Genomic DNA, 24325 nt, shown 5'->3' on the forward strand with positions numbered 1-24325 from the left:
ACTGAAACAGACGTTGCAATCGCTGGGCTGGCGAGCTAGCAATATCCATGGACCAGGGAGAGCTTGCTGGACAGATCGTCACTGCCTTCGACGGCATGTCGGCGCAGCTTCGGTCCGCTGCGCGCTATGTCCTTGACAAGCCGTATGATGTCGCGCTGTTGTCCATGCGCGAGCAGGCCCGGCACGCAGGAGTGCAGCCGGCGACGATGACGCGGCTGGCCCAGCATCTCGGCCTTGATGGCTACGAGGCGGTACGCGATATCTACGCCGCCGCGATCCGGGACGGCGAAATCGGTTTCGCCGGCAAGGCGGGCCTTCAGGTGGCCAGCCAAAAGCTCAAGGGCGACCACGCGCTGGCGGCCGATATTCTGGATTCGATTTCCAGCCAGCTTGCCCATCTCGCCGAAAGCAGGTCGATCCACCGTCTGGTCGAGACGGCCAGGGCGCTGAGTGCGGCAAGGCGCGTCTATTGCCTCGGCCTGCGCTCGAGCCATGCGGTGGCCTGGCATCTGCATTACATCCTGTCGCTGATCGGCGAGAAGTCGGTGCTGTTGCACGGCATCGGCGGAACCGATGGCGACGCTCTGGCCCATGCGACCAAGGACGACGTGCTGATCGCCGCCAGCGTCCTGCCCTACACGCGCTTCACCATCGAGCTTGTCGAGTATGCTGCCGGCCGCGGCGTACCGGTCATTGCGATCACCGACAGCGGGGTAGCCCCCTTGGCGCTGCTTGCCGATCACCTGGTCGTCGTGCCGACCGGCAGCCCGTCCTTTTTCCACACCATGACGCCAGCTTTCATCGTTGCTGAGATCCTCGGTGCTCTTGTCGCAGGACAGGCAGGCGAGGGCGCCGTTGAATCGCTGCGACGCTTCGATGAGCAGGGCGCCGCCCTCAAGACCCACCTGAACCAGCGTGCGCCGAAGAAAATGCCCCTGAGGGACCGTCGATGACACACATTCTTCATCGAACCATCCACTCGACGCTGCCGGTCGCCGTTCGCGGCCAAGGCATCGAACTGTTCGACGCAGAGGGCAAGTCCTACATCGACGCATCGGGCGGCGCGGCCGTGTCCTGTCTCGGCCACGGCCATCCCGACGTGATTGCCGCGCTGCACGCCCAGCTTGACCGCATCGCCTACGCCCATACCAGCTTCTTCACCACCGAGGTGGCGGAGCGCTTGGCGGACCGGCTGGTCGAGGACGCGCCGAAAGGGTTGGACCACGTCTATCTGGTCAGCGGCGGCTCGGAGGCGGTCGAGGCCGCGCTCAAGATGGCCAGGCAATATTTTGTCGAGAAAGGCGAGCCGCAACGGCGCCATCTCATCGCACGCCGGCAGAGCTATCACGGCAATACGCTCGGCGCTCTCGCCACCGGCGGCAACGAATGGCGGCGCGCCCAGTTCAGGCCGTTGCTGATCGAGACCCACCATATCGACCCCTGTTACGCCTATCGCTATCAAAAGCATGGCGAAAGCGACGAAGCCTATGCGGCGCGCGCCGCCCAGCAGCTCGAAGACAAGATCCTCGAACTCGGCCCGGACGAGGTCATCGCCTTTGTCGCCGAGCCGGTGGTGGGTGCCACGCTCGGCGCGGTGCCGCCGGTCGCGGACTACTTCAAGCACATTCGCGCGATTTGCGACCGCTACGGCGTGCTGCTCATTCTCGACGAGGTGATGTGCGGCATGGGCCGTACCGGCACGCTGCATGCGTGCGAGCAGGACGGCATCGCTCCCGACCTGCTGACCATCGCCAAGGGACTCGGCGGTGGCTACCAGCCGATTGGCGCGGTGCTGCTCGGCCGGCATATATTCGATGCCTTTGCCCAAGGCTCGGGCTTCTTCCAGCATGGACATACCTATATGGGCCATCCAATGGCAGCGGCGGCCGGCCTTGCCGTGCAGGAGGTCATCCGGCGTGACGGTTTGCTCGACAACGTCAGCGCAATGGGCGCGCAGCTGGACGAACGCCTGCACCAACGCTTCGATAACCACCATCACGTCGGCGACATTCGCGGGCGGGGTCTATTCAGGGGAATCGAGCTGGTGGTTGATCGCGCCAGCAAGGAACCATTCGACCAGAGGCTTGAACTCAACGCCCGCATCAAGCGCGAAGCAATGGCCCGCGGCCTGATGATTTATCCGATGGCCGGGACGATTGATGGTGTGCGGGGCGTTCATGTGCTTGTGGCGCCGCCATTCATCATTTCCAAACAGGATATCGATCGGATCGTCGAACGGCTCGGTGAGGCGATCGACGCTGCGATCGCTTCAGCGGCCTGAGCCGCACGACGCGGACCGCCTCAACCAGTTCCAACGCGTCATCGGCGACGGGCCGGGACACCCACCAGAGAGGTAGCAACCATGTACAGTTCAATGAAAACCCTGATCGGCGCGGCGGCCTGCATGCTGCTGGCGCTGCCATCCGTCGGAGCCGAGCAGCGCTTCGTCACGGTCGGCACCGGCGGGGTCACCGGCGTCTACTACGCCGTCGGCGGCGCCATTTGCCGACTGATGAACAAGGACCGGCAGAAAACCGGCATCCGATGCTCGACGGAGTCGACCGGCGGTTCGGTCTTCAACGTCAACTCCATCCAGACGGGCGACCTCGATTTCGGCTTGACCCAATCGGACGTCCAGTACCAGGCCTATGAGGGGACCGGAAATTTCGACGGCAAGCCGTTCAAGGATCTGCGGGCCGTGTTCTCTGTCCATCCCGAGCCGTTTACCGTGCTGGCGCGGCCAGACGCCGGCGTCACCAAATTCGAGGACTTCAAAGGCAAACGCTTCAACGTCGGCAATCCCGGGTCAGGCACCCGCTCGTCCATGGAGGAGTTGCTCAAGCAGATGGGCTGGACGCTCGGCGATTTCTCGCTTGCCGCGGAGCTGAAGGCGGACGAGCAGGGCAGCGCGCTGTGCGACAACAAGATCGACGGTTTCTTCTATGGCGTTGGTCATCCTTCCGCGGCGATCCAGGATCCGACCACGGCCTGTGGTGCCAAACTCATCGCGCTGACCGGTCCGGCAGTGGACGCGCTGCTGGCAGCTCATCCGTACTATTCAGTCGCCACCATCAAGGGCGGCATGTACGCCAACAATCCGGACGACGTGACGACATTCGGCGTCCGCGCGACCGTGGTGACGAATGCCAGCACGCCCGATGAGGTGGTCTACGAACTGGTGAAGTCGGTCTTCGAAAATTTCGACGACTTCAAGAAACTGCATCCGGCTTTCGCCAATCTCGATCCCAAGGAGATGATCAAGACCGGTCTGTCGGCGCCAATGCATCCGGGCGCGGAGCGCTATTACAAGGAGAAGGGGTGGCTCTAGGCCTTCAATGCGAGGCGCCACAGGCGCCTCGCATTGCAAATAATTGTGGGGAACGATGACAGATCAAAGCCAGCGGGCGGCAGGGCCTGACCAACCCGTTATCGACGTTGACAAGCTTAGCGAGATCGTCGCCGAGGCCGACACCGGTGGGCGCAAGCCGACCGGCCGCACCGCGAAGCTGATCCTCGGCGTATCGCTGGCATGGTCGCTGTTCCAGCTCTGGTATGCCTCGTCCCTTCCGTTCATGCTCAATTTTGGTGTCGTCAGCGACGGCATCGCCCGCTCTATCCATCTGGCCTTCGCCCTGTTTCTGGCGATGCTGACGTTTCCGGCCTTCAAGACCTCGTCGCGCAGCCGGGTGCCGCTGCCCGACTGGGTGCTAGGCATCGCCGGGGCGGCGTCCGCCCTCTATCTGTTGGTCTTTTACAGCGATATCGCCCATCGGCCGGGTCTTCCTACTACGGCTGACCTGGTCGTCTCGATCGCCGGCGTCCTCATCCTGCTCGAGGCCGCCCGTCGCGCCGTCGGGCCTGCCATCACCGTCATCGCGGCGAGCATGCTGATCTATATCTTTGCCGGGCCTCACCTACCTGGCCTGCTCGGCCATAAGGGCGCGACGTTATCGCGCGCAGCCTCGCAGATGTGGCTGACGTCGGAGGGGGTCTTCGGTGTTGCCCTCGGTGTGTCCACCAACGTCGTCTTCATGTTCGTTCTGTTCGGAACATTGCTGGAGCGCGCCGGCGCCGGCGGCTTTTTCATTCAGCTTGCCTTCTCGCTGCTCGGCAGATACCGCGGCGGTCCGGCCAAGGCCGGTGTCGTGGCTTCCGGCCTGACCGGCATGATTTCCGGGTCGTCGATCGCCAATGTCGTGACCACCGGAACCTTCACCATCCCGCTGATGCGCCGGGTCGGATATTCTGCGGTGAAGGCGGGCGCCATCGAATGCGCGGCCGGCGTCAATGGTCAGCTGATGCCTCCGGTGATGGGCGCCGCCGCGTTCTTGATCGCGGAATATGTCGGCATCTCCTATGCCGAGGTGGTCAAGCACGCCTTCTATCCGGCGCTGCTGACCTACGGCTCCTTGTTCTACATCGTCGATATCGAGGCGATGAAGACGGGGATGAAGGGCCTGCCGTCACGCAGCACGCACTCCGCATTTCAGGGCGCGCTGCGCGGGCTGATGGGCGTATGCGGTTTCATCGTCCTCGCAGGGCTTGTCTATTACGGCATTGGCTGGACGAAGATCGTTTTCGGCGCGGCCGCGACCTGGATGATCACTGCCGCGCTGATCGCCGTCTACATCGGCCTTGTCGCCTACCGGGCGCGTTATCCCGACCTGCCGCTGGAGGATCTGGAGGGCGAGATCGTCAGGATTCCCCACTTCGGCGAGACGGCACGCACCGGCCTGCATTTTCTGCTGCCTGTGATCCTGCTGATCTGGTGCCTGATGGTGGAGGAGTTGTCGCCCGGCCTGTCGGCATTCTGGGGCGCTGTCGCCCTTATGGCGCTGATCGTCACGCAGCGGCCGCTCACCGCCTTTTTCCGCAAGGACCGCGCGCTGGCGCAGCATTGGCTTCACGGTTTCGACGATCTGGTCGGTGGGCTGTCCGCCGCCGCACGCAACATGACGACGGTCGGCATTGCCACTGCGACGGCCGGCATCATCGTCGGCACGGTTCTGCTCACGGGCATCGGGCTGGTAATGACCGAGCTGGTCGAATTCATCTCGGGCGGCAGCTTCATCGTCATGCTTTTGTTCACCGCGGTGATCTGCATCATTCTCGGCATGGGCATGCCGACCACTGCGAGCTATGTCGTCGTCGCCACCTTGATGGCGCCGGTCATCGTCGATTTGGCGGCGCAGAACGATCTTGCCGTGCCGCTGGTCGCCGTCCACATGTTCGTTTTCTATTTCGGGCTGATGGCGGACGTGACGCCGCCAGTGGGTCTGGCAGCTTATGCTGCTGCTGCAATTTCCGGCGCCGATCCGGTGAAGACCGGCATTCAGGGCTTCAAGTACGAGATCCGTACCGGCCTGCTGCCGTTCATCTTCATCTTCAACACCGGACTGCTGATGGTCGATCTCGAAGGTCCGTTCGATTTCGTCGCGATGGTGGCGACATCGACGCTGGCCATGGTCTCGTTTGTAGCAGCGACGCAGAATTGGATGCTCGTGCGCAACCGCTGGTACGAGACGATTGCGTTGCTTGTGGCCTGTTTCATCTTATTCAGGCCGGGATTGTTGCTCGATCAGGTGAGTGAACCGTATCGGGCAGTACCCGCCACCGAACTCAGCCGTATCGTCGACGAGACGGCCGAGGCAGGCGCGGTTCGCTTGCGCCTGACGACACTGAACCTCAACGGCGATGAGATATCGAAGCTGGTTCGGCTGCAGCTCGGGCCTGCAAATTCATCGGCCGAACGCCTGAAGGCGGCGGGCCTGGACGTCAGTGCGCTTGGCGATAGCGTGACGGTCGGCGTCGTGCGACTGGGCAGCCAGGCAGCCAAATTCGGCCTGCAGCCCGGCGACGAAATCAACCAGGTGCTAGTCCCTGCGGAACGGCCATCGCGCTATTGGTTTACCATCCCGGCCCTGTTGTTGCTCGGTCTCGTCTTCTGGGTTCAGAAGCGGCGAAGGAGGACAATCGGTCTGTAAGCGTCTTGTGAGCGGAAGAGTGTTGGCCAGCATGTCAGTAACAAGAGAACCAAACGGCGCGGCGGAACCGGCTAACGTGGAAATGCGCATGACGACGCGCGACCGCCCCTTCGAACCGGTCGACTACGGGCTTTACGCGCTGACGGTCATTGCCTGGAGCGCATCGTGGTTCGCGATCGAACTTCAGGTCGGCAGCGGCGTGTCGAACGAGGTCAATCTGGTCTGGCGCTTCGCCATCGCCACGCTGCTGATGTTTGCCTGGGCGGGCTTTTCCGGTCGGCGGCTCCGCTTTCCGATCACCGATCATTTGCGCTTTGCTGTGCTCGGCATCCTCATCTTCTCGTCGAACTTCCTGTTTTTCTATTACGGCGCCGGCTATCTCGTCAGCGGCTTGCTCTCGGTCGTCTTCTCGCTCGCCTCGGTCATCAACATGCTGCTCGCTGCCTTGGTCGTCGGCGAGCGCCCGGCGCCGCGCATTCTCGCCGGCGGCACCATCGGCTTCGCCGGAATAGCGCTGATGTTCTTTCCCGAAATCGCCGCCAACGGGCTTTCCGGCGGCACGCTGGTGGGTCTTCTTCTGTGCCTCTGCGGCACGCTGAGCTTCTGCGCCGGCAATCTCGTCTCCGTCGCCAACCAGCGCCGCGGCCTGCCGCTCGTTTCAACGAGCGCCTGGGGCATGCTTTATGGCACTTTGTGGTCGGCGTTGCTGGCCTTCCTGCTTGGTGAGCCGTTCGTGTTCGCGACGACCGCCTCTTATATCGGCTCGCTGGTCTTCCTCGCCGTCATATCGACGGTCATGGCTTTCGCCGCCTACCTGACGCTGCTCGGACGCATTGGCGGCGCCCGCGCCGGCTATGCGACCGTCATATTTCCCGTCTTTGCGCTTTTGATCTCCACGGCGCTGGAAGGCTATGCCTGGACCGCTTACGCGGTCGCCGGGCTCGCCCTCGTCGCCGCCGGGAACGTCCTGGTCATTCGCGGGGGACGGCGCTGACGCATGGAATGCTTGCGCAATGCCGCCGCGTTCCGGTTGTGCGGGCCACGGTTCCATCGAGCTTGACTCTCCGCGTCCTCTGTCTAAGCTGCGGTCAATGGGTCAGACCAATGTACCAGGGTTGGCCCGGGAGGGAACTAAACGCACATGCCGATCCAGGCCGTTGAACCACGCCGGCTTTACCGACAGGTCGCCGATCAGCTCAGGCAGCTGATCGATGCCGGCGAGTTTTCCGTGGGCGACCGCCTGCCGACCGAGCGGGATCTGGCCGACCAGCTCGGAATTTCCCGCCCGACAGTCCGTGAAGCGCTGATAGCGCTGGAGGTCGAAGGCCGCATACGCATCCGCGTCGGCTCGGGTATCTACGTCACCGATCCGCCGAGCGCCCCCGCCTCCGAACCCGAAGTCGAGGAAGGCCCGTTCGAGCTGTTGCGCGCGCGCGAATTCGTCGAAGGCGCGATCGCCGCCGAAGCGGCCCTCCATGTCCGGCCTGCAGATATCGAACGGCTCGACGACGTGCTGCGCCGGATGGAGGCCATGCGTCACCCCAACAAGATGACCATTGCGCTCGACCGGGAATTCCACACCGCTGTCGCCGGCATTCTCGAGAACGCGGTGCTGGTGCGCTTCATCGGCGAGCTTTTCGACCAGCGCATGAACCCGTACTTCGAACGCCTGTCGATCTATTTCGAGACCAGCGATTCCTGGCAGGTCGCGGCAAAGGAACATCGTGCCGTGCGTGATGCAATTGCCGCGCGCGACCCCGAGCGGGCCAAGGCCGCCATGCAGCAGCATCTGCGCCAGTCGCAAATCAGATTCTCACGCAATTTCGATGAGAGAGCCGCAGCCAAGGAGGTTGCGGAATAGCAGTTGGCCGGGGGGAGATCCGGCCGTCAAGTTCAACCAGGGAGGAATTAGATGCTGAGAAAATACGCAGTTCTGCTCGGTGCGATCGCCGCAATTGCCATACCCATGGCGTCGGCCTCGGCGGAAACGGTCCTGAAATGGGCACATGTCTACGAGACGACGGAGCCCTTCCACACCGAATCCGTGTGGGCGGCCGACGAAATCAAGAAGCGCACCCAGGGCCGCTACGCCATCGACGTCTATCCGGCCTCGCAGCTTGGCAAGGAAGCGGACATCAACCAGGGCCTGATGCTCGGCACCGTCGACATCATCATTTCCGGATCGAGCTTCGCGGCGCGCGAATATCCACCGATCGGCGTCACCTATTTCCCATACACTTTCCGCGATGCCGACCATTTGCTGAAATACACCAAGAGCGACGTCTACAAGGCCCTGACCAAGGGCTATGAGGACAAGACCGGCAATCACATCGCCGCCACCACCTATTACGGGACGCGGCAGACCACCTCGAATCGGCCGATCGCCAAGTGCTCCGACATGCAGGGCCTGAAGATGCGGGTTCCCGACGTGCCGGCCTATCTGGCCATGCCGCGTGCCTGCGGCGCCAACACGGCGCCGATTGCCTTCGCCGAGGTGTATCTGGCCCTGCAGAACGGCACGGTCGAGGCCCAGGAGAATCCGCTGACCACTATCGAGGCGAAGAAATTCTACGAGGTGCAGAAGAACATCGTGCTCACTGGCCATATCGTCGATCATCTAAACACCATCATATCGGCGTCGCGCTGGGCCTCGCTTTCCGATGAGGACAAGAAGATCTTCACCGAGGTGATGCAGGAGGCTGCCGCCCGCGCCACGGCAAAGATCGTCGCCCGCGAAAAGGAACTGGTGCAGGTATTCAAGGACCGCGGCATCAGCGTAACCGATGTCGACCGTGCCGACTTCGAGAAGAATGTGCTGGAGAAGGTCACCTTCGAGGAGTTCGGCTACAACAAGGCCGATTGGGAAGCGATCCGCGCCATTAAGTAGGGCACCGGGAAATCAGATGCTTGATCAAGAGGATAGAGCGGCAATCGGATTTGCTGCTTTAACCTGCTCTTCGGTCCGGCTCCAAATTGCGCCGGACGGCCTTTTCAATCCTTGACGACCCACCAGCTTCGGGAGCCCGCGCCGATGGCCGAGGAACACCACATCGAGATCACCGTCGAAGAGATCGCGCACGCCTTCGAGGAGGTGCCGGTACACGTCGACCTGTCGGACCACGGCGTCGAGGACTGGATCACGCTTGCCGTTTTCTGGGGCATGGTCGTGTGTGTCTTCCTGCAGTTCTTCACCCGCTATGCGCTGAACAACAGCCTTGCCTGGACCGAGGAGATCGCCATCAACGCGCTCGTCGTCGTCGTTTTTCTGGGCGCCGCCATGTGCGTGCGCCTTTCGCGCCATATCCATGTCGACGTGCTTTACCACTATCTGCCGGAGCGCGTCGGCCGCTGGCTGGCGCTCGCCGTCGATGTTATCCGCATTGCATTCTTCGGCTACGGATCCTGGTTGATGTGGCGCTACGTCACGATCGTGGCGCATGAGCGCATGGTCACCGTCAACCTGCCGCGGCGCTGGTTCTTCTACGCCGTACTGGCCGGGTTCGTGCTGATGCTTCTGCGCTCGATCCAGGTCTTCATCGGCAATTACAGGCGCGGCTATTCGGTGCTCGAGCGTCCTGGCGCGTTCGAGACGGCGGGGGTCTGAGCGATGCTGCTTCTGGTCGGGGGCTTTCTTGTCCTGATGCTCATCGGCGTGCCGGTCGCCGTTTCGATGGCGGCCGCCTCGATCCTTTACCTCGTCATCTACGGCGTCGCGCCCGATATCATCGCGGCCCAGCGCATGATCGCCGGGGTGGAGAGCTTTCCGCTGCTCGCCGTTCCGTTCTTCATCCTGGCGGGCAACCTCATGAACATCGCCGGCGTCACCGGGCGCATCTATTCCTTCGCCCTTGCCCTGGTCGGCTGGATGAAAGGCGGCCTGGCGCAGGTCAACATCATCGGATCGGTGATCTTTTCCGGCATGTCGGGCACCGCGCTCGCCGACGCCGCCGGCATCGGCACTATCGAGATCAAGGCGATGAAGGACCACGGCTATCCTATCGACGCCGCGGTCGGGGTTACCGCCGCTTCCGCCACGCTCGGGCCGATCTTTCCGCCCTCGCTGCCCTTCGTCATCTACGGCATGATGGCCAATGTCTCGATTGGCGCGCTGTTCATGGCCGGCATCCTGCCCGGCGTGGTCATGACCGTGCTGATGATGATCACGGTCGCTATCTTCGCCTATAGGCGCGGCTGGGGCTCCGACACATCCTTCGAGCTTCGGCGGCTGGCCGAAGCGGCGGGCGAGGTGCTGGTGGTGGCTGCCTTTCCGATTGGCTGCTATGTGCTGGTGCAGCTTGGCCTGTCGATCAATATCGCGGTCGGCATAGCGCTGCTGGTGCTGATCGTGGCGGACTGGTATTTCGATTTCTCCGCGGTCATGGCGCTGATGACGCCGGTTATCCTGATCGGCGGCATGACGATGGGCTGGTTCACGCCGACCGAGGCGGCGATGGCGGCTGTGATCTGGTCGCTTTTCCTCGGGTTGGTGCGCTACCGCACGATGACGCTGCGTTTGCTTGCCAAGGCCAGCTTTGACACGATCGAGACGACCGCTTCGGTGCTCTTCATCGTCACCGCCGCATCGATCTTCGCCTGGCTGCTCACCGTCAGCCAGGCAGCACAGCTGTTCTCGAACTTCATTTTCGCGCTCACCGAAAACAAGTGGGTCTTCCTGATCCTGGTCAACATCCTGATGCTGGTGGTCGGCTGCTTCCTCGATACGATCGCCGCGATCACGATTCTGGTGCCGATCCTGCTGCCGGTCGCCGCCGTCTACGGCATCAACCCTGTGCATTTCGGGCTGATCATGACGCTCAACCTGATGATCGGGCTTTTGCACCCGCCGCTCGGCATGGTGCTCTTTGTGTTGTCGCGCGTCGCCAAGCTCTCGGTTGAGCGCACCACCATGGCGATCCTGCCGTGGCTGGTGCCGCTTGTCGTGGCGCTGCTTCTGATCACCTTCATACCCGCCATCACGCTTTGGCTGCCGACCGAGATGGGCTTGATCCGGTGAGTGGTCAGGTGATTGCCGCGACGCTGTTCGGCCCGCAGGACCTGCGCGTCGTGGAGCGTCCGCTTGAACCGCTGGCACCAGGCATGGTGCGGGTGCGCTTTGGGGCAGGGGGCATCTGCGGCTCCGACCTGCATTATTTCCGCCATGCCCGTACCGGCGACTTCGTCGTCACTTCGCCGCTTGTCCTCGGCCACGAAATCTCAGGCGAAATCGTCGAGATCAACGGCGCCGCGCCCGGCCTCGGCATCGGCGACCATGTCGCGGTCAATCCGTCGCGCTGGTGCGGGCGTTGCGCGCGATGCCTGGAAGGCCGCGCCAATCTCTGCGAGAACATCTATTTCATGGGCTCGGCATCGAAGACGCCGCATATGCAGGGCGGATTCGCCAGCCTGTTCGACGCCACGCCCGCGCAATGTTTCAAGGTTCCATCTGACGTGGCCTACCAGGCGGCCGCACTTGCCGAGCCGTTGGCGGTGAGCCTGCACGCCGTCGCGCGGGTGGGCGACGTCAGGGGCCGCAACGTCGTCCTGTTCGGTGCCGGCCCCATCGGTCTCTTGACCATGCTCGCGGCCAGGCTTGCCGGCTGCGCTGAACTGACCGTCGTCGATATCGCCGCCGCGCCGCTCGCCTTCGCCCGCCGGCTTGGCGCCGACAGGACGATCGACCTTTCCGGCGGCGACGCCGAACTCCAGGCGCTTGCTGCCGGGGATTCGCTTGATGTCGCGTTCGAGATTTCAGGCACTGCCGCCGGCCTTGCCGCGGCGATCGCCAGTGTCCGGCGCGGCGGCACGGTGGTCCAGGTCGGCAATCTTCCCGGTGGCCAGATCCCGCTGCCTGCCAATGCAGTGATGGCCAAGGAGATCGACCTCAAAGGCACATTCCGCTTCGGCACGGAGTTCGGCCGGGCGGTCGATCTCATCGTGTCGGGGGAGGTGGACGTCCTGAAGCTGATGACAGCGGAGCGCACGCTTTCTTGCGCCCCAGACGCGTTCCGACTTGCCGCCGACCGTTCACAGAGTGTCAAGGTCGTGCTGACCGCGGACTGAATCGTGGTTTTGCCAGATCGTTAGCAGCCATAACTCATTGCGAACGGACGAAACTCAGAACGGGCTCGACGTATATGCTCCCACCCAGGTCTCCGGTTAAACTCGGGAGCAATACCCGGCAGCTTGCTGTCAAAATTGTTGGCAGCAAATCCGCTCGCGCTTAAAGCCCTTCGTCACGAGATTTCGTTCAGTTCGGCCATTCCTCGTCCTGCCAATCGCGCGCTGCGTGGATCACCCGCAAAATTGAAATGCTTTCTCGGGCGCCCTTGGCGGTCACGGCATAAGCGATGATGTAGGGCAGGCGGCTCAAAGGCTTTTCATAGGTGCCGGATACACGGCCGGGTCGCCCGGTTGCCATTTCCCCAAGCGCGGCCCCTGCGTCCAGAATCCGGTCTGCTACCAGGCGCGCAGCGCGCGGATTATCCTGCGAGATATAGGCGATCTGTTCCTTGATGTCGTCCAGCTCACCGCGAGACCACTGAACGGCTCGCGTCACACCTTGCGGCCCGTGCCGGCATCAATCGCGGCATAAATTTCTGCCATAGCCTTATCATGAGACACGATGCGCCCAGCTTCGACATCAGCAAGGCCGGGCTTGATACCTTCAATGATTTCAAGCTCGCGATCGACATACGCTGCGACGGCTTCACCTGCGAGGAACGACTTGCTACGCCGGGTGTCGGTTGCGATCCGGTCGAGCTTTCCTTTACATCGGGACTGACGCGAATTGTCATAGTGGTGCTAGCGGCCATAGCGGTGTCCTGTGTTGATCTGTGTACACCTTAGCACAGAGCGCCGCTGATCCATTATCCCCTGACCGCCGAGCCGACGATCGAATCCACAAAGAAGCGCTGCAGCAAGACGAAGAGCACCAGTGGCGGGAGCACGGCAAGCGTCGCGCCAGCCATCACCAGTCCCGTGTTTAGAGCGCCTCTGTTGTAGCTGAGCAGGCGACTAAGGCTGATGACGATCGGATATTCGTGTGCCTTGCCCTGTAGAACGGTCAGCGGCCAGAGATAGCTATTCCAGTGATAGACGAAGGCAAACAGCGCCAGTGCCGCGATTGCCGGCGCCAGACTGAATCGAGGATGCGCAAAGTCCCTGTTTCTTGCGAGGCAATCGGCGCTTCACTGTGCAGGTACAAATAGAATGTGCGATCGTGCTGGCTTCCCAGCATCAGGATAGAGCATACGCCTGTAACCTTCATAGCCCGATGCCGCGCTTCTTTCCCAGGTTCCAATCCACGCCCCCCATATCCGAGCACACGACCCCGATGACTTGATTACCCAATCGCTTTTCGAGCGACGGCGACCAGGGCACGAGCTTGAATTCAAGTCCATTGTCGATCATCGCGAGCCGGCCTGAAGCCAGCGAGAAACGCCGCCGGTAAATCCCAGCCACATGATCGCCGTTGGCAGCCTTCGTGAACGAGAGGCCCGTCTGGGCGGCGAGGCGGGCACCGAGCGATTCCACCTCATGATCGTGTAAAGTATCGATCAGATTGCGCACAAGAATGACGCGCTGTCCCTCGCGCCTGGCCAGATCGCGGCTGACAAGGTGGTCGACCCGATCTTGCAGTGCCTGTCTTACGTCCCTACCAAAGCCGCCGTCACCGAATTCGGCAGGCTCGCGTGCAACGAGTTGGCGATCGAGCCAAGTCGCGCCGGAAGCATGGACCTGCTGTTCGATTGACAGGTCGGAGCGGACCGCGAGGGTGACCCGGCCACCGCCATTTGCACTCGCATCGCGGCACAACTCCACGACCGAGCCCGGGTCGGAGTCTCCGGCCGCATCAGGGTCATGGAAGCGAATGTGGTGCGTGCGTCCATCAATGCCATCGACGATGGCATAGGCCGCGCCGCGCCGTTCGTCATAAAGGCCGCGTTCGAGCAGTCGGCCGATCACGGGCGCATCAATCTTTTCGGCGGCTAGCACATAGTCGGCCGTCCCTTTTTCTAGCCCATGCACAGTGAGGCTGCGGTGCATGCGCTTGATGATGTCGCCGCGTTCACCGAGGGCGCGCAAAGTGGGCTCGGCCTCTTCGACCACTATCCACTGGCCGGGACGGATCTCGTTCGCGAGGCCCAGGCTTTCCAGTTGCCGCAGCCGGCCGACTTTGAGCCCCAGGAACTCGTCGGGCCGGCGATCAGGGTGTGGCGCGAGATCAATGATACCATGACGGTCGGCGTCACGAACAAGCTGGCGATCGAGCTGCGTCCAGCGCTCAGTGTCGACCTGGTGCTCGATGGCCCGGCGGATGTCGAGGTCCGTGCGGAGCCCAAGCGTCTGGGTGAGAATGTCGCTCGCGCGATCGCGCATGCCCTGGCGGATGTAGTCCCGCGAGATGACAAGGCTCTCGCCATCGTCGGCAACGCCGCGAACGAGGATGTGAACGTGCGGATGTTCGGTGTTCCAGTGATCGACGGCTATCCAGTCGAGCCTCGTGCCGAGGTCGCGCGCCATGTCGGCCATCAGGTCACAAGCGAAGTTCTTGAGGTCGCCGAGCTCCATTGCATCGTCCGGCGAAACGATGAAACGGAAGTGATGCCGATCATCCTTGCAGCGGTCGCAGAAGGCGTCATGGTCTGCATCTTTAGTGTCGGGACCGAACATCCTCGCCTTCTCACCATCACGTGTAACACCTTCGCGGCGAAGATATTTGAGATGGGTAGCGAGTGGCCCAGACCCTCTGAACTGCCGTACCACACGGGTCTTGACGACGGCGCCGCGTGACCGGTCAGAGATGAGGCGACTGGCGCGGATGCTCGCTGACCTGCCGCGGCCAAACGTTGAAGCTCGCGGGGAGGTGATCCGACCCTCGCGTGTAAGGTGACCGCCGGCGCGCTGTGTGGCCGCAAGAGCCTGGAAGATGAAGGGTCGTGCGCGCTGGCCGGCGCGGGAGCGGATGCGACCAGGGCGGACGCGAAAGCTATGGTCACGCTTCATGCTAGACGGCCACGAGGTGCGGTTTCCATTGAAACACTGAAAAATTGGGAATAGCGCACATCGCTGATTGTGCCAGCACATTGCGAAATGAGACGAAAATTGTAAGGAAAACAATCGGCCGAACCGAGCCGCACCTCGCGGCCCTTTATCCTGCCAATCTCTCTGTTCTCATCCACAGCCAACCCTTCCGCCGGAATTTCCGCGACGGAACAGGCCGGAATGCAATTGAGGAGGAACGTGGCGATCATTGCGATATGGCTAAAGAGGGCTGAGCGAATAGGCCGGAACCAGCGTGGTTCGATTGGAAATCGGTTTCACCCGGCTGTGGCTCGATCGCGGTCAGGTCCGCAACAGGATTGCCCATTGGCGACCGCATTGCAGACGAATGAATCGCCGCAAAGATCGTCTCGGCATAACCATTGCCATCCGATGCAGCGGCGTTCCGAATGTCATGGGGATGCGGAAAGATCGTTGCACGGAGTGAGCTGGCTCTGCCCCTTCCGTGCCGCGCGCGCCGCGGAGTGAGAACTGCACCATCGAGCAGCGGCGCAAGTTTCCTGACGTAGTCGACCGTCTCGCGTGGCAGCGGACGGCCGGTTAAGAGATGTTCCGTGTACCGACCAGGACCGGCATTGTAAGCGGCAAGAAAGCCGCTGCGCCCGAAGCTGTCGAGCATTTCGCGAAGATATGCTGCACCTGCAAGAATGTTGTCACGCGGTTGATACGGATCGTCACCGAGACGGTATTTGATGCGCAGTTCTTGCCACGTCGCCGGCATGATCTGCATCAAGCCCATTGCGCCCTTGCTTGAAAGCGCACGAACATCGCCGACGCTCTCAACATGCATGACGCCGCGCAGCAACTGCTCTGGAATGGCGAAGCGTTTTGACGCTTCCCGGATATGCCGCGACCACGGGCCAGCCGACAAGATCGTCGACTCGGAGTGCGCCGGCCGTTCACCAGCAGAGGAAGCCGCTGCACCAGTTTCGGGCGCCACGAAGCCGAGCATCACACATGCGGCAAACGTCGTCATGCCTCTGTGGGCTGCGTCCCGCAGACCGCAGAACCGATGCGCCGCCAGCCTGCGACGGTGTTCGCTTCCGTTAAGGGCAGGGGCTCGCCAATCGAACCGGCTTTGCCAAAATTGTGATGAAATCGGCGTCCGCAGCCACAAGCAAGTGTCCGGCCCCCTCTGGGCTGCCTCGCGGGCGGTCGGGTCGAAGGGTTTGACCGGCGCGCAATGGATCAAAAGGGTTGGCGAGAAAGATTCGTCGAAGGGCTCCAGAAGCATCTGTTCAGCCTCGCCCGTCGCGCTTCGATGATCGGTTCCAGTGCAGGCTCCAGACGCTGTTCTCTGCATCGGACCGAAACAGCTTGGCGCGGATCGGCTGCGTAAAGGACGGGTCGTCAATTGAGACGGAGAGGTAATCCCCAGCCTTGTCTCCGGCGCGGTCCCAAGCCGCACCGACCGCCATCCCTTCGCAATAGATCAGATGGTCGGGCGCGTTTTCGGTTTTGGATTTCTCGGCAGGCAGGATGGCAATCTTCGCCTCGATTGTTAGCGTGGAGAGATTGCCGAAGAAGCCGTCATCATTGCGCGTGAAGGTTCCGATCTGGGTCATTGCAGTGCTCCTTTCTGAGTGTTAGTGCGCGTCGAGCCGAGCCCTCACGGCTCGCTAGCGAGGGGATCGTTGGTGATATCCAGTACCGGAGTGGTGCGCTCCGTGGTCCAGACTGGAACCGCGCGGCCAACTATCGATGAGAGCGGGAGCGGGCCGAAATAGCGGCTGTCAAAACTGTCGGCTGCACCCGGGTTCATAAGGAAGACGTCGGCCTCGGCAACGTCGCGGCAGCCCTGCCAGATGGGCAGGGATCGACCACGACTGTCACGCTCGCGCGCATGTCCATACGTCTTGCCGTTGACAATGATCATTGTGCCTTGGCGACAGACGGTTGCGCCCCCGAGTGCCAAAACATGCTTGAGGAGCGGCACATTTTTCGGCAGATAGCCGCGTCTTGCCATGAAGGCCGCCAATGGCTCGGGCGGCATGATGACGGCGATATTGGCAATACCGATTTTGTCGGCCGGCTGGACGCGATAGAGCCCGACGGGGATGCTCGCCGATGCGTTCCAGATGGACAGCGGCGGATGGCTAATCCATGCCGGCGCCGCGGCGAGCACTGCGCCGCCAACCATGGTGGCGATGATCTTTGTGCGTTTGCTCATGACTCGATCCCGGGGCGCAGCAGGAAAGCTTTACGACGCTTGCCGGTGTATGGACTCGGCTGCTCGCGTGCGGCTATCCGGCTGTGGACGTGCCGCCGTTGACGCGGCGACATGAAGGTCAGGATTTGCTGCTGTTTCGCCGCTACCAAGCGGCGCGGTTGCAATCTCCTGGCTTGCGCGTGGATGGTTTGCGACGCAGCCCAGACCAGGATGGCAGCGTTCCAAATCGTTCCCATGCCGTGCACACTTGCCGCCTCAACGCAGGTCGATTCTTCGCCCGCATGAGGGTGGATCGGTGTCAGGCGGCGGGATTTCACCAATAAGACGAGCTGCCGCGCCACGACGTCCCGCGTGCCGCGTGGAGGGAAGCCGGTTGAGGGGACATAAGACAGCGCAAATTGCTGCTGAACGGTCTCGCGATACTGCATTTTCGGTGCGCCACAGATCAGGAGCTGCGGTCGCGCCGGCCGACATAGGCGGGCGCGCGGGCTGCATGGGGTTTTGCCGGCGGAACATAGGTCGCGTTGGCATCGCTGGTGGAGGTGCGTGCGCCCAGCTCTATCCAGGCGTGCAGGTCGTTGATGTCGTAGAGAACGCGCCCGCCGACCTTCCGGTATTTTGGGCCGGTGCCGTAGGTCCGGTGCTTTTCGAGTGTGCGGACGCAGAGCCCGACGATGGGTGCTGCCTCCTTCGTGCGCAAATACTTTTGGGGCGCGTCCGCGGGACCCTTCGACATCGCTCGATCTCCATTCGGTTCTGCTGTCGTCCTGGCCTGCCGGGACGCGCGAAGTGGACCATGATCGAAATGAGGAAAGGCGAGGGAGGGCAAAGATTGGGGGGCGCGTTTTTGCTACCCCTTTGCTATCCCGAAGAAGGACTTCGGCGGCCGGACTTTTCGCTGCGGTTGTGGGGATAGAAGAGAAGATCGCGATAGCCGCCGGCGACTAAAAAAGCTGCACGGCGTAAGATAGCTCGGACCTTGTGGCGGAGATGATGATCACGCCAATCTCGCGGCACAATCGGCTCTTGCGAAAACAGCACCTCCGCGAGCTGACGATAGGTTGCACCCATGCGGTGACCATCATGTGCGCGCAAATTGAGGATATGCCTGGTCTTGGTCTGTTGCGGCAGCGCGCCGTAAGATGAACTTCCTGCCCGGCCGTTCAGTGCGCGCCAGAACCGGCGCGCTGCATCGAGCCGCGTCTCGAATGCAGCGTCGAGCGGCAGAAGGGTAGCGTTGAATTCACCGGCGCGGTCATCAGCGACGAGATGACTTTTCCCAATTAAGGTAGACCAAATAATGTGAAGGCCTTCGTCCTGCGGCCAAACGCTGGCTCCGGCAAGGCTGGAAGGTCGAACTGTTTGATGGGATGTAGATACCCGCATGACCCGGAGCACGCGCGGCGAGGCCTGTTCCGTCCAGATGATATTGTCAGCTTTCGGAAGTCCGGCACCGGCAGTTTTGAAATCGCGCGCCCCAACGGGCGGCGAGATCGGGCTGACCGGCAGGTTCTCCAGAACCAGCGAGTTGCGATGCAAGCTGGCTGCACTCTGCCACGAATTCGTCATTCCGGATCAGATACTCGGCAGCGAATTCCGTAGCCTGGTAGCTGCACATGTGTGCATACGCCGCCGGATCGGTCCAATCGCCTTGCACTGTTCCTGTCCTCTCCGCGTACCCGGATGTGAGGCGTCGGCGTCAACATTCCCGGCGGATAAGGAAGTTGAATAGTTGGAGAGTCGGCAAACCATTATGCCGACTCAGCAAAGTGGAGCGACGGCCGCGTCAGTGCGGAGCGCCGCCAGCGAGAAGATATCGGTAGCCGCTGGTCGTCATCCATCGCGCGCGGGCAAGATGGGTTTCCCAGGACCGGTACGCTCGTTCCGGCTCCTGCTCCGGGTCTATATGCAAGACGATCCTGGCCACCTCTCGCCAATCGGCATCTTCCGCCGCCGCGTCAAGCAGGCGAATGTAGGTGAGCAGACGCTCCTCGTCATAGCCGGTCAGGACCGAGGCATCCGGCGCAATGTCGGCGACGTCAGGATCGAGCAGCGGTTTAAGCATGGTATTTGACCATATTTCGATCGCGATCTCGAAGGAGCCGTCCTTTAGATCGAGCACCAATCATAGCGAATAGGAACGATCATTCCTAGAACGATAGTTCCCTTTCTGGTCCCTAATCCGCCATGAATCTCAAGGAGATCATGGCGGCCAACATGCGTCGCCTGCGCCATGACCAGAACGTGACGCAGGAGGAACTGGCCGCCCGCTCTGGACTGAGCATGCGTTACGTCGGATCGATCGAGCGCGCTCGGGTCTCGGCCAGCATCAGTGTTCTTGGGAGGATCGCAACTGCGCTGAATGTGGACCCATGCGAGTTGATCAGAAAATCGGCACCGTGAGTTGACGCGGGAAACACCTCGAATTTTCGATGATCGGCGAGGCGACATGCAGGAATGAAGTCTCCAGTCGCGAACACGACAGGTAGTCGCCCCAAAGTCCGACGGAGCTCGTTGGGCAGCGACTGCGCTCATCTTGCCGTGAAAAGGAGGACGGCCCCGCCCTGTTCGTCCGGGCGGAGCCTTGGTCGGGGCCTTACTCCGCGTTGCGGCGGCCGTTGGGGCGGGACCAGATAAGGCTGTAGTCTTCGCCTTGCTCATCGTTGAAGAGGTTGGCGTAGATCGGAGCAGTGAAGCTCGGATCGTCCACCTTCAGGCCGAGAAAGTCGCGGCCCTCATTGGAGCGCTTGGACCAAGCGGCGCCGATCTCGACCCGCCCGACGAAGACACGGTGACTGGGGGCGTTGTCGCCAGAGCGGTTGGCCTCGGGGACGATGCGGACGTTCTTGGCCTGGAGCGAGAGGGTGACGATTTCGCCGGTGAACTCGTTGTTGCCGGTCCTCTTAAAGCTTCCGATTATCGCCATGAGTTTTCTCCTTGAACTCTGTTTCGAGCCCGCACCATTGCGGCCTCGATAGCGATCGGCGGGCCGGAGGCGATCGACGCCGCATCGCTTGCGACCGCAGCGCCAGCGGAGGATGGCAGCCAAGTGACTTTGTTGTTTCGCGAGGAATGACGGCGCAGCCGGCAGGGGAAGAAAGTCGATCGGCGCCATTGCGGCTTAGGCGATCGAGGCGCAGCCGACCTTCGGCCAGATCAGCCCATTAGAGAGGCCGTTTGGAGCGGCCCACCAGATAGAGACATCAACGGAGAACCTGGCGATACCGTCGCTGGCGAAATCCCGGCTACGACGATCACCGGCGTCGATGCTCCTCTGTACAGGCATCGCGAAGCCGCAAGCTGTTGTCGGAAACGCGCATAAGACACGCACGTGACGGTTCAAGTCACGGCTGACGTGCACCACCGGATATGCGCTATCTTTGGAGCGAGACGGCACGCCGTTGTGGATTCGAACTGTGCGTCGCGCGATGCCGTGTCAGCGACGATCCTAACAATGCGATGGCCGAAAAAAGCATCCTGCCCACGCCGGTTGTTCGGTGAGTTCGCCTAGATCCAGGCCCTGTTCGGTTGAACGGGCGTCGTTATTCGCAGCTGTGATGCCAGCTGCGACGCAGCTGAACGTTGACGGCAAGCGTGACGGCGTCGCGCGCCTTTGCTAGGGCGCGGACTTGAGTATCGCAAAAAGACGGGCGGCGCAGGAAGCCGGAGATCCGGCATCCCGGGCCAAGCACTCCAGCGAGCTGCAAATACAGTACCCGCTGCCCGATCGCGGCCGTATCGTACAATCGAAAAAAGGGTAGCGGCGGGCAGCGCTTACGCGCCGCCTCCCTTGGGGCGGAAGTCGAGGACTGGGATGCCGAGCTTCTTTGCCTTGTCTGCAAGATTGTCCTGAATTCCGGTCCCGGGAAAGACGATGACGCCTATCGGCAGCGCCTCCAGCATTGCATCATTGCGCTTGAACGGGGCGGCTTTGGCATGCTTTGTCCATTCAGGGGCAAAGCCGATTTGGGGTACCTTGCGATGGTCTGCCCAACAGGCGGCGATCTTTTCGCCACCCTTCGGCGATTTCCCGTGCATCAATACCATGTCGGGATGCCTGGCGTGGACCTGGTCGAGCTTGGCCCAGATCAGCTGGTGGTCATTGAAGTCGAGCCCAGCGGTGAAGGCGATTTTCGGGCCAGGTGGCAGAAGGACTTCCTGCGAGGCGCGTTTCTTGGCGCTGAGAAAATCGCGGCTGTCGATCAGCGCAGAGGTCATGTTGCGATGGTTGACCATCGATCCGCTGCGCGGTCGCCAACTCGATCCGGTGTGGCGCTCGTAGTGCTCCGCGGCCTGATCACGCATCAGTTCGAAGGCGCTTTGGCGTTCGATCAGCGTCTGCCCTTCGGCCGTCAGGCGTTCCAGCTCGACGGATTTCACTTCGCTGCCGTCCTGCTCACGCTGGCTGCGGCGTTGCGCCTGCTCGTTGTGATCGAGTTCGCGCTCGATCCGATCTGCGGCGCGGTGAAAGATGTTGACGGTCGACCACAGAAGATCGTCGAGATCGGGCTCGAGGCGAGTGTCTTGCAGTGCCACGATGAGGGCGTCGAAGATGTCGGCCATCGCGCCGGCGACGCAGTGGCCCTCTGGAAGCGGTCGAGGATCAGGCTCATCCACGAAGGGACGGTAGCCATAGAGCTGGAGTTCGGTGAGGACGTGGTCGATGGGTGAAGACGAGTGCTGTGGTTCGTAGTCGTCATGCTCGCTCATTGGATGCTCCGCCGGTTGGACCGCGACCCTCGCGGCCTTCATGGCGACGGAAGCCGGCGGACGGGACGGACCTGCACCCGCAGCGAAGCGAAGGGCCGGAGTGTCAGCGGAGGAGGGTGGAGGCCGGCTATTTTGCTTCGCGATGGAAAGCGCTCCCTTGGGGAGCGCGCCGGAAAATAGTCGGCCGGAGACATTGCGGGGCCGAGTCGTTTGCTGGCCGATCGCCCTCTCGAAGGCCCGCAGGCGCGGTTCTCTCCGACTTCAGGAGCATCCAAGTGATGATGGCGACAGCGGACAGGCTGTTCGTTCCGAGTTATCCCGCCACTGCCATGAAACGGGCGATGTCCTGCGGGGCGAGCTGAACACGGACTGCTGCTCGAACGGCATCCAAGCCTAGCGTACAGAGATCTTCGTTGAGGTCCCCAAGTGCCGGCGAGAGCACGACCGGCTCGATCCCGGCAGCATTCGCTCTTTCGATCAAGGTGTCACGCGCGCCGTTACCGGCTGGATCGGCGTCGCGCACGATGTAGAGCCGTCTCAGTGTGAGGGGGAACAGCATGGCAGCAAGATGGGCGGCCGAGAGTGCCGCTGCCATGGCCATATCGGGCAGGATGCACCGAAGCGACAAGACGGTCTCGATGCCTTCGCCGCCCGCCATGACGTCGCCCGGTAGGCCAAAGCGAACCGCGTGACCGAGAAGATCGCCCATCGCGCGCCTCGGCGTACTGACCGGTGCCTTGCCCCTGCCGGAAGGATCAAGCCATGTGCGATGTACGCCAGTCAAATGGCCGTCGAGATCGGTAACGGAAGCGATCATCGCCGGCCAGGTCTCAGTCGGCGCTTGTTCGTCGGGCCGGTAGTAGCAGCGCGGGTGAAAACGCAGGCTTCCGGTCCCGTGCAAAGCGGCAATACTGCGGTTGTGCAGATACGCCTCTACGACCGTACCCGCAATCGGCTGCGACATCGCAAACAGCCGACGCGCTTTCTCCGACATTTCCGACGGCGCGGCCAGCAACTTCGACCGCATTGATGTCTGCTCTGGTCCGGGATGCGGTAGGCCGAGAAACGTTATTGCCTCATGGGCAACGTCCCTGAAGTCGCTCAAACCGCGGCTTTCGCGGATGATATCGAGAAGATCGCCATGCTCCCCGGTCGCCGCGTCAGTCCATTTGCCGGCTGCGCCCTTTCCGCTCTGCGAGCCGACGAGCCGCACGAACATAGAGCGACCCGGCGTGTTTCGGACATCGCCAACAAGCCAGTAGCGTCCCTCGCGATGTCCGTTCGAAAGATAGTGGCGACAAACCGCTTCGGCCTGTCGGCCCAGGCGGTGGGCCAGTTCGGACGCGTCGCGTCGGGGCATCATGCATCCTCCCGCGAGTCGATGCGCTGATAGCGCTCCAGCACCTTGCCCAGAATTGCGGGTTCGGGCGCCTGTGGCTCAGTGGGACTGGCCGACCCTGCGCGAATCTCGACGGCAAGGCGCTCGATGCAACCACTGGTCGTCTTGCGCACGAGGAGGTGCGAGTGGGTCGTCACTTCGGCTACGAGGTCAGGTAGGTCCTCGATCCAGATGTCAGCCTTGACGCGGACCTGGGACATGGAGAACTCCACGTTCTTGAAGGCAATGTCTCGCGAGGACAGAAGGGTAATTTTCTGAGGGGTAGTCGCCATCGGGATGTACTCCGAGACGGGCAGTCGAGAGCCTCTCTCTCGACCTTCAAACTCGTCATGGAGATCCCGGCACTCCTCGTCCTCTTGTGCTTGGCAGCCAACCGAGGTTGTTGCGGGGTAGCAACTCAGTGACGGCGTTCCTGTTTACAAACGCGGCTGCAACATACAAACGTGCAGCAGTAGCGATTAAGGACCACAGCGCGGCGATGAACGACGAGCGGGCCGGTCGCCCCATTGGAAGTATCTGCGTTCTTCATCACGCCTTCGGCACTGTGGCGTGCGACACCGAGGGCATGCGGCTGAGTTCGAGAGCGAACAGAGCGCTTTTTGCGACGGGAAATCGATTTGGACGTGGTTGGTCATCACGGGCGGCTTGCCGCTAATCGTCGCCAGCAATGACGCTGCCAGCCAAGAAGCGAAGGAGGTACTCCGCTGCCCTGCTCGCCTGAACGCGGCGCGGCGCGCGCGGGCGTTGCGACGCAATAGGCCCTGCCGGCCGTATCGATACTGAAACGATGGTCGGATCCCTTTAGGAGTGTGTCTGGCCGGACTGGAAGCAGAGGCCAGCCATAGACTTGTTGCGCAACCACTCCGATTGACAGGTCGAAGGCGCCTCTTCGCCGCAGCACCTCCGGCGGGCGGTTTTCGCAGCCGGTTTTTTGGAGAAGAGTTCTCCTGCAGGACCGTGTCCAGAACGGCGAGACAGGACGGAGTGCTCAACGAGGTC

Annotated in this window: 26 protein-coding genes and 1 pseudogene; 11 read left to right on the plus strand and 16 right to left on the minus strand. The window is 62.0% G+C overall.

The window, feature by feature from the left end; translation table 11 throughout:
- Window positions 1–47: 47 nt before the first annotated feature.
- From NKH60_RS02170 to NKH60_RS02215, 10 genes are all read left to right on the plus strand, one after another.
- Window positions 48–953 (plus strand): MurR/RpiR family transcriptional regulator, encoded by a 906-nt coding sequence (locus NKH60_RS02170; RefSeq protein WP_352470560.1) that lies wholly within the window; start codon window positions 48–50, stop codon window positions 951–953.
- Window positions 950–2281: an aspartate aminotransferase family protein gene (locus NKH60_RS02175; RefSeq protein ID WP_352470559.1), complete on the plus strand. Its 1332-nt coding sequence runs from the start codon at window positions 950–952 to the stop codon at window positions 2279–2281. The genes NKH60_RS02170 and NKH60_RS02175 overlap by 4 nt, the downstream gene beginning before the upstream one ends.
- Before the next feature lie 93 nt (window positions 2282–2374).
- Complete coding sequence (locus NKH60_RS02180) at window positions 2375–3328, plus strand: TAXI family TRAP transporter solute-binding subunit (protein ID WP_352502597.1); 954 nt, start codon at window positions 2375–2377, stop codon at window positions 3326–3328.
- A 55-nt stretch (window positions 3329–3383) separates the two neighbouring features.
- Window positions 3384–5984: a TRAP transporter permease gene (locus tag NKH60_RS02185; RefSeq protein ID WP_352612536.1), complete on the plus strand. Its 2601-nt coding sequence runs from the start codon at window positions 3384–3386 to the stop codon at window positions 5982–5984.
- Window positions 5985–6072: 88 nt separating this feature from the next.
- Window positions 6073–6978: a DMT family transporter gene (locus NKH60_RS02190; RefSeq protein ID WP_352612538.1), complete on the plus strand. Its 906-nt coding sequence runs from the start codon at window positions 6073–6075 to the stop codon at window positions 6976–6978.
- A 147-nt stretch (window positions 6979–7125) separates the two neighbouring features.
- The gene (locus NKH60_RS02195) at window positions 7126–7845 is read left to right on the plus strand and encodes a FadR/GntR family transcriptional regulator (RefSeq protein WP_352612540.1); all 720 of its coding nucleotides are present in this window, start codon (window positions 7126–7128) and stop codon (window positions 7843–7845) included.
- A gap of 51 nt (window positions 7846–7896) precedes the next feature.
- Entirely contained in the window at window positions 7897–8871 is a 975-nt protein-coding gene (locus tag NKH60_RS02200) for a sialic acid TRAP transporter substrate-binding protein SiaP (RefSeq protein ID WP_023717039.1), read from the plus strand.
- Between the two features lie 144 nt (window positions 8872–9015).
- The gene (locus NKH60_RS02205) at window positions 9016–9588 is read left to right on the plus strand and encodes a TRAP transporter small permease (protein WP_352612542.1); all 573 of its coding nucleotides are present in this window, start codon (window positions 9016–9018) and stop codon (window positions 9586–9588) included.
- Between the two features lie 3 nt (window positions 9589–9591).
- A complete protein-coding gene (locus NKH60_RS02210) occupies window positions 9592–10998 on the plus strand; it encodes a TRAP transporter large permease (RefSeq protein WP_352612543.1) in 1407 nt (468 codons plus the stop codon).
- A complete protein-coding gene (locus NKH60_RS02215; protein WP_352612545.1) occupies window positions 10995–12044 on the plus strand; it encodes an L-idonate 5-dehydrogenase in 1050 nt (349 codons plus the stop codon). Before NKH60_RS02210 ends, NKH60_RS02215 begins: the two co-directional genes overlap by 4 nt.
- Window positions 12045–12231: 187 nt before the next feature.
- Here NKH60_RS02215 and NKH60_RS02220 read toward each other — a convergent pair whose 3' ends face one another.
- From NKH60_RS02220 to NKH60_RS02275, 12 genes and pseudogenes are all read right to left on the minus strand, one after another.
- A complete protein-coding gene (locus NKH60_RS02220) occupies window positions 12232–12540 on the minus strand; it encodes a type II toxin-antitoxin system RelE/ParE family toxin (RefSeq protein ID WP_352849832.1) in 309 nt (102 codons plus the stop codon).
- Window positions 12537–12796 (minus strand): annotated as a pseudogene (locus NKH60_RS02225) (CopG family ribbon-helix-helix protein). Before NKH60_RS02225 ends, NKH60_RS02220 begins: the two are co-directional and overlap by 4 nt.
- Before the next feature lie 451 nt (window positions 12797–13247).
- Window positions 13248–14990, minus strand: a complete 1743-nt coding sequence (locus tag NKH60_RS02230; protein ID WP_352612549.1) for a relaxase/mobilization nuclease domain-containing protein — start codon at window positions 14988–14990, stop codon at window positions 13248–13250.
- The gene (locus tag NKH60_RS02235) at window positions 14987–15238 is read right to left on the minus strand and encodes a hypothetical protein (protein WP_352470551.1); all 252 of its coding nucleotides are present in this window, start codon (window positions 15236–15238) and stop codon (window positions 14987–14989) included. Before NKH60_RS02235 ends, NKH60_RS02230 begins: the two co-directional genes overlap by 4 nt.
- The gene (locus NKH60_RS02240) at window positions 15235–16023 is read right to left on the minus strand and encodes a lytic transglycosylase domain-containing protein (RefSeq protein ID WP_352470550.1); all 789 of its coding nucleotides are present in this window, start codon (window positions 16021–16023) and stop codon (window positions 15235–15237) included. The genes NKH60_RS02235 and NKH60_RS02240 overlap by 4 nt, the downstream gene beginning before the upstream one ends.
- A 262-nt stretch (window positions 16024–16285) precedes the next feature.
- Complete coding sequence (locus tag NKH60_RS02245; protein WP_023674284.1) at window positions 16286–16612, minus strand: DUF736 domain-containing protein; 327 nt, start codon at window positions 16610–16612, stop codon at window positions 16286–16288.
- Between the two features lie 44 nt (window positions 16613–16656).
- Window positions 16657–17217, minus strand: a complete 561-nt coding sequence (locus NKH60_RS02250; RefSeq protein WP_352470548.1) for a S26 family signal peptidase — start codon at window positions 17215–17217, stop codon at window positions 16657–16659.
- The gene (locus NKH60_RS02255) at window positions 17214–17645 is read right to left on the minus strand and encodes a replication initiator protein A (protein WP_352470547.1); all 432 of its coding nucleotides are present in this window, start codon (window positions 17643–17645) and stop codon (window positions 17214–17216) included. Before NKH60_RS02255 ends, NKH60_RS02250 begins: the two co-directional genes overlap by 4 nt.
- A 17-nt stretch (window positions 17646–17662) precedes the next feature.
- Window positions 17663–17953, minus strand: coding sequence for a helix-turn-helix transcriptional regulator (locus tag NKH60_RS02260; RefSeq protein ID WP_352502580.1), 291 nt, complete (start codon window positions 17951–17953; stop codon window positions 17663–17665).
- 125 nt (window positions 17954–18078) lie between these two features.
- Window positions 18079–18603 (minus strand): DUF2285 domain-containing protein, encoded by a 525-nt coding sequence (locus tag NKH60_RS02265; RefSeq protein WP_352470697.1) that lies wholly within the window; start codon window positions 18601–18603, stop codon window positions 18079–18081.
- A gap of 46 nt (window positions 18604–18649) precedes the next feature.
- Window positions 18650–18835: a transcriptional regulator domain-containing protein gene (locus NKH60_RS02270; RefSeq protein ID WP_352452199.1), complete on the minus strand. Its 186-nt coding sequence runs from the start codon at window positions 18833–18835 to the stop codon at window positions 18650–18652.
- Between the two features lie 168 nt (window positions 18836–19003).
- On the minus strand, window positions 19004–19282 hold the full coding sequence (locus NKH60_RS02275) for a DNA -binding domain-containing protein (protein WP_352612552.1): 279 nt from the start codon (window positions 19280–19282) through the stop codon (window positions 19004–19006).
- A gap of 122 nt (window positions 19283–19404) precedes the next feature.
- On the opposite strand from NKH60_RS02275, the gene NKH60_RS02280 reads away from it, so the two are divergent.
- Window positions 19405–19620: a helix-turn-helix domain-containing protein gene (locus tag NKH60_RS02280; protein ID WP_023674290.1), complete on the plus strand. Its 216-nt coding sequence runs from the start codon at window positions 19405–19407 to the stop codon at window positions 19618–19620.
- A gap of 193 nt (window positions 19621–19813) precedes the next feature.
- Here NKH60_RS02280 and NKH60_RS02285 read toward each other — a convergent pair whose 3' ends face one another.
- The 4 genes from NKH60_RS02285 to NKH60_RS02300 form a co-directional block, all read right to left on the minus strand.
- Complete coding sequence (locus NKH60_RS02285; protein ID WP_352502581.1) at window positions 19814–20143, minus strand: DUF736 domain-containing protein; 330 nt, start codon at window positions 20141–20143, stop codon at window positions 19814–19816.
- 848 nt (window positions 20144–20991) lie between these two features.
- Window positions 20992–21927 carry an SLOG family protein gene (locus NKH60_RS02290; protein ID WP_352612554.1) on the minus strand — a complete coding sequence of 312 codons (936 nt, stop codon included), beginning with the start codon at window positions 21925–21927 and terminating at the stop codon, window positions 20992–20994.
- A gap of 313 nt (window positions 21928–22240) precedes the next feature.
- Entirely contained in the window at window positions 22241–23287 is a 1047-nt protein-coding gene (locus tag NKH60_RS02295) for a DUF7146 domain-containing protein (RefSeq protein ID WP_352612732.1), read from the minus strand.
- Complete coding sequence (locus NKH60_RS02300; protein ID WP_352502583.1) at window positions 23287–23598, minus strand: hypothetical protein; 312 nt, start codon at window positions 23596–23598, stop codon at window positions 23287–23289. The genes NKH60_RS02295 and NKH60_RS02300 overlap by 1 nt, the downstream gene beginning before the upstream one ends.
- Window positions 23599–24325 lie beyond the last annotated feature (727 nt).

The organism is Mesorhizobium sp. M1006 (assembly GCF_040318825.1).
GTDB lineage: Bacteria > Pseudomonadota > Alphaproteobacteria > Rhizobiales > Rhizobiaceae > Mesorhizobium.

Bases quoted from the DNA above. Each gene is read 5' to 3' on its own strand.
- NKH60_RS02170 (WP_352470560.1), top strand. From the start codon at position 48: ATGGACCAGGGAGAGCTTGCTGGACAGATCGTCACTGCCTTCGACGGC.
- NKH60_RS02175 (WP_352470559.1), top strand. From the start codon at position 950: ATGACACACATTCTTCATCGAACCATCCACTCGACGCTGCCGGTCGCC.
- NKH60_RS02180 (WP_352502597.1), top strand. From the start codon at position 2,375: ATGAAAACCCTGATCGGCGCGGCGGCCTGCATGCTGCTGGCGCTGCCA.
- NKH60_RS02185 (WP_352612536.1), top strand. From the start codon at position 3,384: ATGACAGATCAAAGCCAGCGGGCGGCAGGGCCTGACCAACCCGTTATC.
- NKH60_RS02190 (WP_352612538.1), top strand. From the start codon at position 6,073: ATGACGACGCGCGACCGCCCCTTCGAACCGGTCGACTACGGGCTTTAC.
- NKH60_RS02195 (WP_352612540.1), top strand. From the start codon at position 7,126: ATGCCGATCCAGGCCGTTGAACCACGCCGGCTTTACCGACAGGTCGCC.
- NKH60_RS02200 (WP_023717039.1), top strand. From the start codon at position 7,897: ATGCTGAGAAAATACGCAGTTCTGCTCGGTGCGATCGCCGCAATTGCC.
- NKH60_RS02205 (WP_352612542.1), top strand. From the start codon at position 9,016: ATGGCCGAGGAACACCACATCGAGATCACCGTCGAAGAGATCGCGCAC.
- NKH60_RS02210 (WP_352612543.1), top strand. From the start codon at position 9,592: ATGCTGCTTCTGGTCGGGGGCTTTCTTGTCCTGATGCTCATCGGCGTG.
- NKH60_RS02230 (WP_352612549.1), bottom strand. From the start codon at position 14,990: ATGAAGCGTGACCATAGCTTTCGCGTCCGCCCTGGTCGCATCCGCTCC.
- NKH60_RS02235 (WP_352470551.1), bottom strand. From the start codon at position 15,238: ATGATCGCCACGTTCCTCCTCAATTGCATTCCGGCCTGTTCCGTCGCG.
- NKH60_RS02240 (WP_352470550.1), bottom strand. From the start codon at position 16,023: ATGACGACGTTTGCCGCATGTGTGATGCTCGGCTTCGTGGCGCCCGAA.
- NKH60_RS02245 (WP_023674284.1), bottom strand. From the start codon at position 16,612: ATGACCCAGATCGGAACCTTCACGCGCAATGATGACGGCTTCTTCGGC.
- NKH60_RS02250 (WP_352470548.1), bottom strand. From the start codon at position 17,217: ATGAGCAAACGCACAAAGATCATCGCCACCATGGTTGGCGGCGCAGTG.
- NKH60_RS02255 (WP_352470547.1), bottom strand. From the start codon at position 17,645: ATGCAGTATCGCGAGACCGTTCAGCAGCAATTTGCGCTGTCTTATGTC.
- NKH60_RS02260 (WP_352502580.1), bottom strand. From the start codon at position 17,953: ATGTCGAAGGGTCCCGCGGACGCGCCCCAAAAGTATTTGCGCACGAAG.
- NKH60_RS02265 (WP_352470697.1), bottom strand. From the start codon at position 18,603: ATGCGGGTATCTACATCCCATCAAACAGTTCGACCTTCCAGCCTTGCC.
- NKH60_RS02270 (WP_352452199.1), bottom strand. From the start codon at position 18,835: ATGTGCAGCTACCAGGCTACGGAATTCGCTGCCGAGTATCTGATCCGG.
- NKH60_RS02275 (WP_352612552.1), bottom strand. From the start codon at position 19,282: ATGCTTAAACCGCTGCTCGATCCTGACGTCGCCGACATTGCGCCGGAT.
- NKH60_RS02280 (WP_023674290.1), top strand. From the start codon at position 19,405: ATGAATCTCAAGGAGATCATGGCGGCCAACATGCGTCGCCTGCGCCAT.
- NKH60_RS02285 (WP_352502581.1), bottom strand. From the start codon at position 20,143: ATGGCGATAATCGGAAGCTTTAAGAGGACCGGCAACAACGAGTTCACC.
- NKH60_RS02290 (WP_352612554.1), bottom strand. From the start codon at position 21,927: ATGAGCGAGCATGACGACTACGAACCACAGCACTCGTCTTCACCCATC.
- NKH60_RS02295 (WP_352612732.1), bottom strand. From the start codon at position 23,287: ATGCCCCGACGCGACGCGTCCGAACTGGCCCACCGCCTGGGCCGACAG.
- NKH60_RS02300 (WP_352502583.1), bottom strand. From the start codon at position 23,598: ATGGCGACTACCCCTCAGAAAATTACCCTTCTGTCCTCGCGAGACATT.